The following is a 14,954-nucleotide window of genomic DNA, read 5'->3' as shown; positions in this document are numbered from 1 at the left end:
TCGCCATTAAACTATTATAATCACGGATGATACGTGTATGCCTGACCACTCTTTATTTCGTTTACGTGGGCTGCCCTGGTATATCGCTCTGGCGATAACAGGATGCCAGTTTAATGCATGGGCCGATGATACCATTCAATTTGACCCCCGTTTTCTGGAATTAAAAGGCGACACGAAAATCGACCTTGGTCGCTTTTCTCATAAAGGCTACGTCGAACCCGGGAAATATAATTTACGTGTTCTGGTAAATAAACAACCGTTACCCAACGAATATGATATTTACTGGTACGCTGCAGAGAATGACGCCAGTAAAAGTTATGCCTGCCTGACGCCGGAGCTGGTCGCGCTGTTTGGTCTGAAAGACGATATCGCCAAAGCTTTACAATGGACGCATGACGGTCAGTGTCTGAAGTCAGGTCAGTTAGATGGGATGACGGTTGAGGGCGATCTCAGCCAGTCGGCATTAGTCATCTCTCTGCCGCAGGCTTACCTCGAATACGCCGATAACGATTGGGATCCCCCTTCGCGCTGGGATGATGGTATCCCAGGGCTTATTGCCGACTACAGTATCAACGCTCAAACCCGGCATCAGGAAGACAACGGCGAAAATAACTATGATGTCAGCGGCAACGGTACTGTGGGCGCCAATCTTGGCGCATGGCGCCTGCGCGCCGACTGGCAAAGCGACTATCAGCACACTCGCAATAGCGATGATAAAAGCAGCGACGGTACGGAAAGAAGCTGGCAGTGGAGCCGTTATTACGCCTGGCGCGCACTGCCGTCCTTAAAAGCCAAACTGTCCATTGGGGAGGATTTCCTCAACTCTGATATTTTTGACGGCTTCAGCTACATCGGCGCCAGCGTCAATTCCGACGATCAAATGCTGCCGCCCAACCTGCGTGGCTACGCCCCGGATATTTCCGGCGTGGCCCACAGTACGGCGAAAGTGACCGTCACACAGATGGGACGCGTGCTGTATGAAACACAGGTGCCCGCCGGACCGTTCCGTATTCAGGATATCGGCGACTCGGTGTCCGGCACGCTGCATGTGCGTATTGAAGAACAAAATGGGCAGATACAGGAGTATGACGTCAGTACTGCCTCCATGCCTTTCCTGACCCGCGAGGGACGAGTGCGCTACAAAGTGATGATGGGGCGCCCACAGGACTGGGATCACCATGTTGAAAGCGGCTTTTTCTCCGGCGGTGAAGCCTCCTGGGGTGTCGCCGATGGCTGGTCGCTGTACGGCGGCGCGCTGGCAGACAATCACTATCAGTCGTTGGCACTGGGCGTTGGACGAGATTTAGCGCTGCTTGGCGCGCTGGCGTTTGACGTCACGCACGCCCATGCACAACTGGACGACAATAACGCTTATGGCAAGGGGGCGCAGAATGGCAACTCATTTCGCGTGAGCTATGCCAAAGATTTCGACGAACTGAACAGCCGCATCACCTTTGCTGGCTATCGTTTCTCGGAAAAGAACTACATGACCATGAGCGAGTATCTCGATGCGAATAACGCCGATTACGCGCGCACGGGCAACGATAAAGAGATGTACACGGTCACTTATAACCAGAATTTTGCCAATGCCGGCGTCTCTGTCTATCTCAACTATTCTCGCCGTACTTACTGGGATCGCCCGGAACAAACGAACTACAACGTGATGTTCTCCCATTATTTCAGCGTCGGCAACATCCGCAATATGAGTCTCTCGCTGACCGGTTATCGCTATGAATACGATAACAGCAGCGATAAGGGCGTATACGTCACTATGAGTATTCCGTGGAGCGACACCAGCACCATTAACTACAACGGTTCTTACGGCAACGGCCCGAACAGCAGCCAGGTCGGTTACTTCAGCCGTATCGACGACGCCACGCACTATCAGGTGAACGTCGGTACCAGCGATCATCACTCCAGCGTGGACGGCTATCTGAGTCACGATGGCACGCTGGCGAAAGTCGATCTCAACGCCAACTATTACGAAGGACAATATCAGTCGGCGGGGATCTCTTTACAGGGCGGGGCCACGTTGACTGCACATGGCGGCGCGCTGCATCGCCTGCAAAATATGGGTGGTACGCGTCTGTTGGTCGATGCCGACGGCGTTGGCGGAGTGCCTGTGCAGAGCAACGGCGCGCCGGTCTACACCAATATGTTCGGTAAGGCGGTCATCGGTGATGTGAACAGCTACTACCGTAACCAGGCCAATATCGACTTAAACAATATGCCGGAGAACGCCGAAGCGACGCAATCCGTGGTACAGGCGACGCTGACCGAAGGGGCTATCGGCTACCGCAAATTTAGCGTCATTAGCGGGCAAAAAGCGATGGCCGTACTGCGTTTACGCGACGGCAGCTACCCGCCGTTCGGCGCGGAAGTAAAAAATGACAGTCAGCAGCAGGTTGGACTGGTGGACGACGACGGTAATGTCTACCTCGCGGGTGTGAAAGCGGGTGAGCATATGGCGGTCTCCTGGGATGGTGCAATTCAATGCGATATCTCGCTGCCCGATCCGCTGCCTGCCAATCTGTTTAACGGCCTGTTGTTGCCTTGCCGACAGAAAAATGCACAGACGCCTGCGACAGCGCCGGTTGATGTCAAACCCGCAATTCAGGAGCAGGCGCATAAAGTTGCGCCAACGGTGGCGCCCGCAGCGCTCTCTTCTCTTCAGTTACGTGATTAAGGAACGATCCATGCACTCACTTCAGCCTTCAACAACCCTCGGGGCGGCACTGATGTTGCTGCTCACCGCCGCCAGCCTGCCTGCGCAGGCTTCGGTTACGCCCGACCGTACCCGCTTGATTTTTAATGAAAGCGATAACTCGATCAGCGTGACGCTGCGCAATAACGACCCTAAATCACCGTATCTGGCTCAGAGCTGGCTCGAAGATGCGAAGGGCAACAAGATCAGTTCGCCGCTGGCGGTGTTGCCGCCAGTGCAGCGCATCGACGCCATGATGAATGGTCAGGTTAAGGTGCAGGGGCTGCCGGATATCCATAATCTGCCCGCCGATCGTGAAAGCATGTTCTATTTCAACGTGCGCGAGATCCCGCCGAAATCGAACACCCCCAATACGCTGCAAATCGCCCTGCAAACGCGCATCAAGTTGTTCTGGCGACCGAAAGCGCTGGAAAAAGTGGATATGAGAAACCCGTGGCAATACAAAGTGACGCTCACCCGCGCCGGACAAACGTTTACCGTCAATAACCCGACGCCGTACTACGTCATTCTCAGCAACGCCGGGGCGAAAAACGATGGCAGCACGGCGGCAGGTTTCTCGCCGCTGGTTATTCTGCCGAAAACCTCGCAACCGTTGAAGGTGAAAATGGACAGCGTGCCGGTGCTGACTTATGTCAATGATTACGGCGCGCGTTTACCGCTGTTCTTCCACTGCGCTGGTGATACCTGCCAGGTGGATGACGCGCAAAGCCGCAAAGGCTAACGCCGGGAGGTCACGATGAGAGGAGCTTTTCTGCCCATTGCTGCCGCGTTGTTGCTGACCAGTGTCACAGTCTGGGCCGACAGCAAAACGGTAAACATGGAGCTACGTGTGCTGGTGGATGCGCCGCCGCCCTGTTCGATAAAGGGTAGTGCGGTGAATTTTGGCGATGTGCTGATTAAAAGCATCGACGGCAGCAACTATCTGAAGCCTGTCGGCTACACGCTGAACTGCGGCGCTCGCAAATTCGACGATCTGCGAATGCAGCTTCGCGGCACCACCGCCACTATTAATGGCCAGACGGTGGTCGCTACCGGCATTGACGGTTTCGGTATTCGGGTACAGAGCGTCAGCGATCATTCGCTGTTTGCTGTGGGGAACGATAACTGGACGCCTTTTAATTTCGCCAATCAGCCGAAGCTGGAGGCGGTACCGGTGAAACAGAGCGGCGTTCAGCTTACTGCGTCGGCGTTTAGCGCCACAGTAACGATGGTGGTGGACTACCAATGAAACGACTCGCGCTTTTTTTACTGTCTGGACTCTGTGGCGTAACGTTTGCCGCGCCAGAAGATATTACGTTTCAGGGGAATTTGCTGGCGCCGCCCGCGTGTACCGTCAGTGCCAATAACACCATTGATGTGCTGTTTCAGGACGTCATTATCGACAATATCAACGGCGTTAACTTCCGCCAGGATGTGCCCTATACCATTACCTGCGACAGTGCCAGCCGAAATTCCGCCTGGGTAATGACGCTGACCTGGACAGGATCGCAAACGGATTTTGATAACGCGGCGGTGCAAACCAACGTGACAGGATTGGGCATTCAGCTTCAGCAAAACGGCCAGCCGTTTCGCTGGAATACGCCACTGACGATCGATACAACGAATTTGCCGACGCTGAAGGCGGTGCCGGTGAAGAAAAATGGCGCGGTGCTGAACGATGGTGATTTCAGCGCTTACGCCACCTTACAGGTGGATTATCAATGACGACGATAAGCAGAGTGTTTAACCATCTGGCGTTGGCGTGTGGCCTGATGCTGGTTTTTGGCGGTGTGACTCAGGCTAAGAACGACAACCTGTATCTGCACGGTAATTTGTTGAGCAAGTCCTGCACCCCGGTATCGAACGGCGGGCTGCTGGTGGAAGTGCATTTTCCTACCATGAGTTACAAAGACCTGATGGTGAGCGGGCAGTCCGCGCGCGTGCCGGTGGTTTTTCAACTGAAAGAGTGCAAGGGGCCTGCGCAGTACAACGTTAAGGTCACGCTTACTGGCACGGAAGACAGCGGTCAGCCGGGATTTCTGGCGCTGGACGCTTCTTCAGGAGCGCAAGGGGTAGGGATTGGTATGGAAACGACCAACGGTGTGCAAGTGCCAATCAATAGCACCACCGGGGCGACATTTGTGCTCACTACCGCAAGCGGCGGTAACAATTCGCTGAATTTCAATGCCTGGCTTCAGGCGAAAAGCGGCCGGGATGTGACGCCTGGCGACTTTACCGCCCAGCTGACGGCGACATTTGAGTATATTTAAGATGAAAATGACACGCTATTTTTTAGGGTTGTTGATGCTGTTGAGTTTCGGAGGGCAGGCGGATACATATGTTGGTGACCTGCATACCTATTTTGGCGCAGGTAACCCCTCTATGACCAATTTCACTCTTTATCTGGAGGTGGTGACGCCGCACGGAACGTACTATGGGACATATCAGGAGCCAAGCCAGCGTTTGAATACTGGAAATATAACAAACATTTACTGGAGTGACACCACGGGGACTATCCATGCACCTCGTTTGAATATGGGGGCCGCCTCCGGCGCGGGAAGCATTGGGCCATGTCCCGGTGTTCATGATGCGCCAAACACCAGCGCATGGGGGTGTTACTTTACGAATATCTCGGTTTATGTTGATCAACCGGTTGGCGGATGTCCGTGGTTGATTTCATCATATATAACAACATTTTATCACAGCACCTTCACCGGAGATCAGGGGCCTTATACTGGCCCGAAAGCGCATAACTCATCGTGCCCGCCAGTGGCGGTTGCACCTTATGACGTCTCCTGGGATGAAAACTATGTGGCGCATAATAAAACGGTACGCCTGCCCGGGGGCGGTGGTGTTGTCACCCAAACGCTTTCTACCTATCTGATGAAAGATGGTCAACTGTGCGACGGTAGCCAGCCTGATGAACGTGGCCTTTATTGCCGTCTGGTGGCTCAACTGATGACCTTTACCGCCTCGGGCTGCGATGATGCCAGGGTTAGCGTCACGCCAACGCCGCACCCCATCACCGACAAACAACTGCACGATATGGTGTTGCAGGTGAATACCTCCAACAACGTCCCCGCGATCGCCGCGACCTGTCGCTTCCAGTATATTTTGAACGAGCTGTAGCGTTGATGATTCAATATTATCCGACCAGAGTCCTGGTCGGATAACAGGTTTCCGCGAAGATATTTCTCAGGGAAGTTCCGGCGGCAGCCACTCTTCTACCTCAATAAGCACCAGCAATGCCGCATCACCGCCGTACTCTTTCGGCGCCTGGTGAAATGCCATCACATGCGGATGCTGCGCCAGCCACAGCGGCGTTTGCTGCTTGAGAATATGTTTACCGTGACCATGCATCACGCAGGCGCAAAACACATGTTCCCGTCGGCAGGCGGCAATCAATGCGCCTAATTCCTGTTTCGCCTGTAGTTGCGTCAGACCGTGTAAATCGAGAAACAACTCCGGTGAATAATCCCCGCGTCGCAACTTCTTCGCCTCAAAATGGCTGACATCCGGGCGGACATATTTCACCGGACCTTCGGTATTTAATAACGGCTGAAACTCATCGGAAAAATAATGGCTGGCATCAACCTGCTCCTGAATCAAACGTTTGACCGGTACTTCGCTGATTTTCTTGCGTTGCGGTCGATGGACAATCGTGTCCTGTTTAAGCTGGCGAGTCCCCGCCATCAACTGGCGGAACAGCGCCTGATCCTCCTCACTAAGTGGTGATTTCTTTTTCATTTACGCTTCTCATTTCTCATTTTCCTACAGTTTACCCGACTCGCCGCGCAATCGATCGTTTTAAACGTATTTTTCCTCACTCACGGCGCATGGATGCTGATTTATCACCGCCTTCATGGCAAACTAGCCGCCGAAATTAATGCAATCATGCCCTGGAGGAACACGTGGATAAAATTTTCGTTGATGAAGCAGTAAATGAACTGCAAACCATTCAGGACATGTTGCGCTGGTCGGTGAGCCGCTTCAGCGCGGCGAATATCTGGTACGGTCACGGCACCGATAACCCGTGGGATGAAGCGGTACAACTGGTATTACCGTCGCTTTATCTGCCGCTGGATATCCCGGAAGACATGCGCAATGCGCGCCTGACCTCCAGCGAAAAACACCGTATTGTTGAGCGCGTAATCCGTCGCGTCAACGAGCGCATTCCGGTTGCCTACCTGACCAATAAAGCCTGGTTCTGCGGCCATGAATTTTACGTCGATGAGCGCGTGTTGGTACCGCGCTCGCCGATTGGGGAACTGATCAACAACAAATTTGCCGGGCTTATCAACAAACAACCGCAGCACATTTTAGATATGTGCACCGGTAGCGGTTGTATCGCCATTGCCTGTGCTTATGCTTTCCCGGAAGCGGAAGTCGACGCGGTAGACATTTCTCCTGATGCGCTGGCGGTTGCCGAACAGAACATTGAAGAACACGGCCTGATTCATAACGTCATTCCGATTCGTTCCGATCTGTTCCGCGATTTGCCGAAAGTACAGTACGACCTGATTGTCACTAATCCGCCGTATGTCGATGCGGAAGATATGTCTGACTTGCCAAATGAATATCGCCACGAACCGGAACTGGGTCTGGCGTCTGGCACCGACGGCCTGAAACTGACACGTCGCATTCTCGGTAATGCGGCTGATTACCTTGCGGATGACGGCGTACTGATTTGTGAAGTGGGCAACAGCATGGTACATCTGATGGAGCAATACCCGGATGTTCCGTTCACCTGGCTGGAGTTTGATAACGGCGGCGACGGTGTGTTTATGCTCACTAAAGCACAATTGCTGGCGGCCCGTGAACATTTCGGTATTTATAAAGATTAAGTAAACACGCAAACACAACAATAACGGAACCGTGATGGCTGGAAACACAATTGGACAACTCTTTCGCGTAACCACCTTCGGCGAATCGCACGGGCTGGCGCTCGGCTGTATCGTCGATGGTGTTCCGCCAGGCATTCCGCTCTCGGAAGCGGACCTGCAACATGACCTCGACCGTCGTCGCCCCGGGACATCGCGCTATACCACCCAGCGCCGCGAACCGGATCAGGTCAAAATACTCTCCGGTGTTTTTGAAGGCGTTACCACCGGCACCAGCATTGGTTTGTTGATCGAAAACACCGATCAACGTTCCCAGGATTACAGCGCAATTAAAGATGTTTTCCGCCCGGGTCATGCCGATTACACCTACGAACAAAAATACGGTCTGCGCGATTATCGCGGCGGCGGACGATCTTCCGCTCGCGAAACGGCGATGCGCGTGGCAGCAGGGGCGATTGCCAAAAAATATCTCGCCGAGAAATTCGGTATCGAAATTCGCGGCTGCCTGAGTCAAATGGGCGACATTCCACTGGAAATCAAAGACTGGTCGCAGGTTGAGCAAAATCCCTTCTTCTGCCCGGACCCGGACAAAATCGACGCCTTAGATGAACTGATGCGCGCGCTGAAAAAAGAGGGCGACTCCATCGGCGCGAAAGTGACCGTGGTGGCAAATGGCGTACCCGCCGGACTTGGCGAGCCAGTATTTGATCGCCTGGATGCCGACATCGCCCATGCGCTGATGAGCATTAACGCGGTGAAAGGTGTGGAAATCGGCGATGGTTTTGACGTTGTAGCGCTGCGCGGCAGCCAGAACCGCGACGAAATCACCAAAGCAGGTTTCCAGAGTAATCACGCGGGCGGTATTCTCGGCGGCATCAGCAGCGGGCAGCAAATCATTGCTCATATGGCGCTGAAACCGACCTCCAGTATTACCGTGCCGGGGCGTACAATTAACCGCGTTGGCGAAGAAGTAGAGATGATCACCAAAGGTCGCCATGATCCTTGTGTCGGGATCCGCGCAGTGCCGATCGCCGAAGCCATGCTGGCGATCGTTTTGATGGATCACCTGTTACGGCAACGGGCGCAAAATGCCGATGTGAAGACTGATATTCCACGCTGGTAAAAAATGAACAAAACCGCGATTGCGTTGCTGGCCCTGCTTGCCAGCAACGTCAGCCTGGCGGCGACGCCGTGGCAAAAAATTACCCAACCTGTGCCGGGTAGCGCACAATCGATAGGCAGTTTTTCTAATGGCTGTATCGTCGGCGCTGACACGCTGCCGATACAGTCCGAACATTATCAGGTGATGCGTACCGATCAGCGTCGCTATTTCGGTCACCCGGATCTGGTCAGGTTTATTCAGCGTCTTAGCCGCCAGGTCAATAATCTGGGGATGGGGACGGTACTGATTGGCGATATGGGGATGCCTGCGGGTGGGCGCTTCAACGGCGGTCACGCCAGCCACCAGACCGGACTGGATGTTGATATCTTCCTGCAACTGCCAAAAACACGCTGGACCTCGGCGCAACTTTTGCGGCCACAGGCGCTGGATCTCGTTTCTCGCGACGGTAAGCACGTTGTTCCATCGCTATGGAAACCGGAAATTTTCAATCTGATTAAACTTGCTGCGCAGGACGAAGATGTTACCCGCATTTTTGTTAATCCGGCGATTAAACAACAACTTTGTCTGGATGCAGGCACCGATCGCGACTGGTTGCGGAAAGTGCGGCCCTGGTTCCAGCATCGCGCGCATATGCATGTACGATTACGTTGTCCTGCCGATAGTCTGGAGTGTGAAGATCAACCTTTACCACCGCCAGGCGATGGCTGTGGGGCAGAACTGCAAAGCTGGTTTGAACCGCCAAAACCAGGAATAATCAAGCCTGAGAAGAAGACACCGCCTCCGTTGCCGCCTTCCTGCCAGGCGCTACTGGATGAGCACGTACTGTAATGGATACTTTTAATCATCTGTTTATGGTCTCCCCGCTGTTGCTGGGCGTCCTCTTTTTGGTCGCCATATTGGCGGGATTTATCGACTCGATAGCGGGCGGCGGTGGGTTACTCACTATCCCGGCATTGATGGCGGCAGGAATGCCTCCGGCTAATGCGCTGGCAACCAATAAACTGCAGGCTTGTGGCGGCTCTATCTCTGCAACCATCTATTTTATTCGCTGTAAAGTGGTTAGCTTAAGCGACCAGAAGCTCAATATTGCTATGACCTTTGTCGGCTCAATGAGCGGCGCTTTACTGGTGCAGTACGTTAAAGCCGATGTGTTACGGCAGATTTTGCCGCTCCTGGTCATTTGTATCGGCCTCTATTTCTTGCTGATGCCAAAACTGGGTGAAGAAGACCGTCAGCGCCGGATGTACGGTCTGCCTTTTGCCTTAATTGCTGGTGGGTGCGTTGGCTTTTATGACGGTTTCTTCGGCCCGGCAGCCGGCTCGTTTTACGCACTGGCCTTTGTGACGCTGTGCGGATTCAACCTCGCTAAAGCCACCGCCCACGCGAAATTACTCAATGCAACGTCAAACCTCGGCGGTTTGTTGCTGTTTATTCTCGGCGGTAAAGTTATTTGGGCGACGGGATTTGTGATGCTGGTGGGGCAATTTCTCGGCGCGCGCATGGGGTCACGACTGGTGTTGAGCAAAGGACAAAAACTGATCCGCCCGATGATCGTTATCGTCTCAGCGGTGATGAGCGCCAAATTACTTTATGATAGCCACGGACAGGAGATCCTCCACTGGTTGGGGATGAACTAATGAACAGTACACACCACTATGAGCAGCTGATTGAAATTTTTAATAACTGCTTTGCCGATGAATTTAATACCCGTCTGATTAAAGGCGACGACGAACCGATCTATCTTCCTGCAGATGCGGAAGTACCGTATAACCGCATTATTTTCGCTCACGGCTTTTACGCCAGTGCCATCCACGAGATTTCGCACTGGTGTATTGCCGGGAAAGCGCGCCGAGAACTGGTTGACTTCGGCTACTGGTATTGCCCGGATGGTCGCGATGCTCAAACGCAGAGCCAGTTTGAAGATGTTGAAGTGAAGCCGCAGGCGCTTGACTGGTTGTTTTGCGTGGCGGCGGGATATCCGTTTAATGTCAGTTGCGACAACCTTGAAGGGGATTTCGAACCGGATCGCGTGGCATTTCAACGGCGGGTCCATGCACAGGTAATGAACTATCTGGAGAACGGTATTCCCGAACGTCCGGCACGCTTTATCAAAGCATTACAAAATTATTATCACACGCCGGAACTTACGGCGGAACAGTTCCCGTGGCCGGAAGCGCTCAACTGAAGCCTGCGCCACGTTTTACAATGAGGAAAGAAGATGATCGCGGAGTTTGAATCACGCATTCTGGCATTAATCGACGGTATGGTTGACCATGCCAGTGATGATGAGTTATTTGCCAGTGGGTATTTGCGTGGCCACCTGACATTAGCCATTGCAGAACTGGAAAGTGGCGATGACCACTCCGCCCAGGCGGTATATACAACGGTTAGCCAGAGTCTGGAAAAAGCTATTGGCGCGGGTGAATTGTCGCCGCGCGACCAGGCGCTGGTAACCGATATGTGGGAACACCTGTTTCAGCAGGCCTCGCAGCAGTAAATTATTCGTCGCATCCGGCGTTCGGAGCCACGATGCCTGATGCGACGCTTACCGCGTCTTATCAGGCCTACAGGTTATGCGTAGGTCGGATAAGGCGCTCACGCCGCATCCGACATTGAGTGCACCATGCCTGATGCGACGCTGTCGCGTCTTATCATGCCTACAGGTTACACCCAGGTTGGATAAGGCGTTCACGCCGCATCCGACAAAACAATGCCAAAGCAGATTACCCAGCCTTAACCGCTTTACCTTTCAGCAACTTCCGTACCCATAATCGATTCGGATTTAACGCTGCCAGCGTACTGGCATCCATCGGAATCGGTTCTTCACTCATCTGTGCCGCCAGAATTTCGGCGCACAGCGGGGCTGAGCACAAACCACGCGACCCCAAAGCAGCAAGCATAAACAGATCGGCATAAATCGGTGCGCTTACCGCTTCATCTTTCTGTTCCGCCAGAGAGGCATATTCCGTGAGCGTTGCGTCATAATCAGGCACATTGCCTACCATTGGCAGATGATCGCGGGTAGCACAGCGAACACCGCAACGTGCCTCTTTATCTCTGACATCAACCGCCTTCGCCCATTGTGCTTGTGGGAAACAATCAATAAGCCGCTGCCGATTCTGTTGCTGATCGTCCTCACTGTAGGTCGTATCTTCGCTGCCGCGATGATAACTGGCGCCAATACAATGGTGCTGATTTGCCGGATTTTGCGGTGTGAGATAGCCGTCATAACACAAAACTTGCTTCAGCTTCGCCAGCTCCGACGTGGTCGGAATATGGCTGACCTGACCGGCAACTGAATAAACCGGCAAATGCGATGTTTGATTGAAACGGTTGATTTGATGCCCGTTCGCCAGTACCACCACGCTATGTGTCGCTTGCTGATTATCCGCAAACCTCAGTTGCCACACATCATCCTGGTGGGATAAATCCTGTAACCGATGTTGATAACGAATCTGCAAACCTTGCTGTTGCGCCAGTTCCAGTACATTACGGGTCAGTTCTGCCGGACACAGCCAGCCACCTTGCGGATAAGTAATGCCGCCGCAATTCGTCGCAACGCCTGTAATGTGCTCAACGTCACTCGCTTCTACCGCACTCGCCAGATCTGCGGGTAATTCCATCGACAACATCTGTGCGATTTTATGCTGGCTTTTTTCATCCCATCCCAACTGCGTTACACCGCACCAGTTATGATCGAATGTAACGGGGAATTGGTCATAAAGTCGGCGGGCAAAGGTGAACGCATTGGAGAAAAAGCGATTTAATGCTTCGTCATGTTTGCTCAATAACGGATACAACGCGCCCTGACGGTTACCGGAAGCCCCCAGCGCAGGGGCGTCATCCGCGCAATAAAGCGTTACCTGCCATCCGCGACGTAACAGCGCCAGCGACAACAACGCGCTGGCAATACCGCCGCCGATAATTGCCGCTTCCCGTTGGCTGCTGCCCGTACGGTTAAACCACGGCGCGGAGCAGGAGAGTGGTAATGTCTGCTCCATTACGCCGCAAAGCATTTCCCGTTTACGACCAAACCCTTTGCGCTTTTGCATGGTAAATCCGGCTTCCTGTAAACCACGGCGGACAAAACCGGCGGAAGTAAAGGTCGCCAGCGTACCGCCGGGGCGTGCCAGGCGTGCCATGGCATTAAACAGATTTTGCGTCCACATATCCGGGTTTTTCGCTGGCGCAAAACCGTCCAGAAACCAGGCGTCCACTTTTTGGTTCAGCGAATCGTCCAGTTGGCTGGTCAGTTCGTTGATATCGCCAAACCATAAATCCAGCGTTACGCGGCCTTCATCGAGCAATAAACGATGGCAACCGGGCAGGGGCAAAGGCCACTGCGCCTGAAGCTGTTCCGCCCACAGGGTCAGCTCCGGCCAGTGCTGATGCGCCAGCGCTAAATCTGCGCGGGTGAGGGGGAATTTCTCAAAACTGATGAAATGCAATCGCTGCAATTGCGCCTGTGGATGCGCTTCGCGAAATTGATCGAATGCCTGCCATAGCGTCAGGAAGTTTAATCCGGTGCCGAAGCCGCTTTCAGCTACCACAAACAGAGGATATGGATGTGTGGGAAAACGTGCCTCTAATTGGTTACCCCCCAGAAAAACATAGCGTGTCTCTTCCAGTCCGTTATCGTTGGAAAAATAGACATCGTCAAAATCTCGGGAAACAGGTGTACCCTCAGCATTAAATTCGAGGTTGGCAGGTTGTATGGCGTAGTGTTTCACGTAAGTTACTCGTCTCACAGGCGGTGGCTCGATCTTAGCGATGTGTGCCAGGCGGCGCAAATTTCTCTATTAATTGGCTGATCGGACTTGTTCGGCGTACAAGTGTACGCTATTGTGCATGCGAAACTTACTCTATGTGCGACTTACAGAGGTATTGAATGAAACGTGCAGTGATTACTGGCCTGGGCATTGTTTCCAGCATCGGTAATAACCAGCAGGAAGTCCTGGCATCTCTGCGTGAAGGACGTTCAGGGATCACTTTCTCTCAGGAGCTGAAGGATTCCGGCATGCGTAGCCACGTTTGGGGCAACGTAAAACTGGATACCACTGGCCTCATTGACCGCAAAGTAGTGCGCTTTATGAGCGACGCATCCATCTATGCATTCCTTTCTATGGAGCAGGCAATTGCAGATGCCGGCCTCTCCCCGGAAACTTACCAGAATAACCCGCGCGTTGGCCTGATTGCAGGTTCCGGCGGCGGTTCCCCGCGTTTTCAGGTATTTGGCGCTGACGCAATGCGTAGCCCGCGCGGCCTGAAAGCGGTTGGTCCGTATGTGGTCACCAAAGCGATGGCATCTGGCGTTTCTGCCTGTCTCGCTACGCCGTTCAAAATTCACGGCGTTAACTACTCTATCAGCTCCGCGTGCGCGACTTCCGCACACTGTATCGGTAATGCGGTAGAGCAGATCCAACTGGGCAAACAAGACATCGTATTTGCTGGCGGCGGCGAAGAGCTGTGCTGGGAAATGGCGTGCGAATTTGACGCGATGGGTGCGCTGTCCACTAAATACAACGATACCCCGGAAAAAGCTTCCCGTACTTATGACGCGCATCGTGACGGTTTCGTTATCGCTGGCGGCGGCGGTATGGTAGTCGTTGAAGAGCTGGAACACGCGCTGGCGCGCGGCGCGCACATCTACGCTGAAATCGTTGGTTATGGCGCAACCTCTGATGGTGCAGACATGGTTGCTCCGTCTGGCGAAGGCGCAGTACGTTGTATGCAGATGGCGATGCACGGTGTTGATACGCCAATCGACTACCTGAACTCCCACGGGACTTCGACTCCGGTCGGCGACGTGAAAGAGCTGGCGGCTATCCGCGAAGTATTTGGCGATAAGAGCCCGGCGATTTCTGCAACCAAGGCAATGACCGGTCACTCTCTGGGCGCGGCAGGCGTACAGGAAGCTATCTACTCTCTGCTGATGCTGGAGCACGGCTTCATTGCCCCGAGCATTAACATTGAAGAGCTGGACGAGCAGGCTGCGGGTCTGAACATCGTGACCGAAACTATCGATCGCGAGCTGACCACTGTTATGTCTAACAGCTTCGGCTTCGGTGGCACCAACGCCACGCTGGTGATGCGTAAGCTGAAAGATTAATTCGGAGTAGGTCGGAGTAGTTGGAGTAGGTCGGATAAGACGCGCCAGCGTCGCATCCGACGTTACGTGCCAATGTTGCATCCGACACTAACGCAAAAGGGAACCTGATGGTTCCCTTTTTCACATCATTGACAATAGTCGCTTGTTCCAGGCAAACTTTCTGCTTTGTCGATGTCC

At 53.6% G+C, this 14,954-nt stretch carries 15 protein-coding genes; 13 read left to right on the top strand and 2 right to left on the bottom strand.

Annotation, left to right across the window (positions count from 1 at the left end; genetic code table 11):
* Positions 1-37 precede the first annotated feature (37 nt).
* From PS053_RS07120 to PS053_RS07095, 6 genes are read left to right on the top strand one after another with little or no spacing between them, the layout of a single operon-like run.
* Positions 38-2,686 carry a fimbrial biogenesis outer membrane usher protein gene (locus tag PS053_RS07120; protein ID WP_059274633.1) on the top strand — a complete coding sequence of 883 codons (2,649 nt, stop codon included), beginning with the start codon at positions 38-40 and terminating at the stop codon, positions 2,684-2,686.
* 10 nt (positions 2,687-2,696) lie between these two features.
* A complete protein-coding gene (locus tag PS053_RS07115) occupies positions 2,697-3,446 on the top strand; it encodes a fimbria/pilus periplasmic chaperone (RefSeq protein WP_000555837.1) in 750 nt (249 codons plus the stop codon).
* 15 nt (positions 3,447-3,461) lie between these two features.
* On the top strand, positions 3,462-3,953 hold the full coding sequence (locus tag PS053_RS07110) for a fimbrial protein (RefSeq protein WP_025238635.1): 492 nt from the start codon (positions 3,462-3,464) through the stop codon (positions 3,951-3,953).
* The gene (locus PS053_RS07105) at positions 3,950-4,429 is read left to right on the top strand and encodes a fimbrial protein (RefSeq protein WP_000824796.1); all 480 of its coding nucleotides are present in this window, start codon (positions 3,950-3,952) and stop codon (positions 4,427-4,429) included. Before PS053_RS07110 ends, PS053_RS07105 begins: the two co-directional genes overlap by 4 nt.
* A gap of 47 nt (positions 4,430-4,476) precedes the next feature.
* On the top strand, positions 4,477-4,974 hold the full coding sequence (locus PS053_RS07100; RefSeq protein WP_076740149.1) for a fimbrial protein: 498 nt from the start codon (positions 4,477-4,479) through the stop codon (positions 4,972-4,974).
* Between the two features lie 7 nt (positions 4,975-4,981).
* On the top strand, positions 4,982-5,833 hold the full coding sequence (locus PS053_RS07095) for a StfH/YfcO family fimbrial adhesin (RefSeq protein ID WP_306294377.1): 852 nt from the start codon (positions 4,982-4,984) through the stop codon (positions 5,831-5,833).
* A gap of 66 nt (positions 5,834-5,899) precedes the next feature.
* On the opposite strand, the gene smrB is transcribed toward PS053_RS07095, so the two are convergent.
* Entirely contained in the window at positions 5,900-6,451 is a 552-nt protein-coding gene (gene smrB / locus PS053_RS07090) for an endonuclease SmrB (protein WP_000730462.1), read from the bottom strand.
* Positions 6,452-6,615: 164 nt separating this feature from the next.
* Here smrB and prmB point away from each other — a divergent pair, with 164 nt between their 5' ends.
* Genes prmB through PS053_RS07060 form a run of 6 tightly spaced genes read left to right on the top strand, consistent with a single transcriptional unit; the run spans position 6,616 to position 11,165 of the window.
* Complete coding sequence (prmB, locus tag PS053_RS07085) at positions 6,616-7,548, top strand: 50S ribosomal protein L3 N(5)-glutamine methyltransferase (protein ID WP_010326099.1); 933 nt, start codon at positions 6,616-6,618, stop codon at positions 7,546-7,548.
* A 34-nt stretch (positions 7,549-7,582) separates the two neighbouring features.
* Complete coding sequence (gene aroC, locus PS053_RS07080; RefSeq protein WP_010326100.1) at positions 7,583-8,668, top strand: chorismate synthase; 1,086 nt, start codon at positions 7,583-7,585, stop codon at positions 8,666-8,668.
* Positions 8,669-8,671: 3 nt separating this feature from the next.
* On the top strand, positions 8,672-9,496 hold the full coding sequence (gene mepA / locus PS053_RS07075) for a penicillin-insensitive murein endopeptidase (protein WP_273774840.1): 825 nt from the start codon (positions 8,672-8,674) through the stop codon (positions 9,494-9,496).
* Positions 9,496-10,305, top strand: a complete 810-nt coding sequence (locus tag PS053_RS07070) for a sulfite exporter TauE/SafE family protein (protein WP_000379359.1) — start codon at positions 9,496-9,498, stop codon at positions 10,303-10,305. The genes mepA and PS053_RS07070 overlap by 1 nt, the downstream gene beginning before the upstream one ends.
* Positions 10,305-10,853, top strand: a complete 549-nt coding sequence (gene epmC, locus PS053_RS07065; RefSeq protein WP_001089214.1) for an elongation factor P hydroxylase — start codon at positions 10,305-10,307, stop codon at positions 10,851-10,853. Before PS053_RS07070 ends, epmC begins: the two co-directional genes overlap by 1 nt.
* A gap of 33 nt (positions 10,854-10,886) precedes the next feature.
* Positions 10,887-11,165, top strand: a complete 279-nt coding sequence (locus tag PS053_RS07060) for a YfcL family protein (RefSeq protein ID WP_000559765.1) — start codon at positions 10,887-10,889, stop codon at positions 11,163-11,165.
* Positions 11,166-11,391: 226 nt separating this feature from the next.
* On the opposite strand, the gene mnmC is transcribed toward PS053_RS07060, so the two are convergent.
* Positions 11,392-13,398 carry a bifunctional tRNA (5-methylaminomethyl-2-thiouridine)(34)-methyltransferase MnmC2/FAD-dependent 5-carboxymethylaminomethyl-2-thiouridine(34) oxidoreductase MnmC1 gene (gene mnmC / locus PS053_RS07055; protein WP_256878993.1) on the bottom strand — a complete coding sequence of 669 codons (2,007 nt, stop codon included), beginning with the start codon at positions 13,396-13,398 and terminating at the stop codon, positions 11,392-11,394.
* A 158-nt stretch (positions 13,399-13,556) separates the two neighbouring features.
* Between mnmC and fabB the strand changes: the two genes are divergently transcribed.
* On the top strand, positions 13,557-14,777 hold the full coding sequence (gene fabB / locus PS053_RS07050; protein ID WP_000817188.1) for a beta-ketoacyl-ACP synthase I: 1,221 nt from the start codon (positions 13,557-13,559) through the stop codon (positions 14,775-14,777).
* The last annotated feature ends 177 nt before the right edge of the window (positions 14,778-14,954 follow it).

Origin of the sequence: Escherichia albertii (assembly GCF_028622335.1) — a bacterium.
Taxonomy (GTDB): Bacteria; Pseudomonadota; Gammaproteobacteria; order Enterobacterales; family Enterobacteriaceae; genus Escherichia; species Escherichia albertii.
The sequence above is the reverse complement of the archived record's forward strand: the minus strand, read 5'-3'. Positions and strand labels throughout refer to the sequence as shown.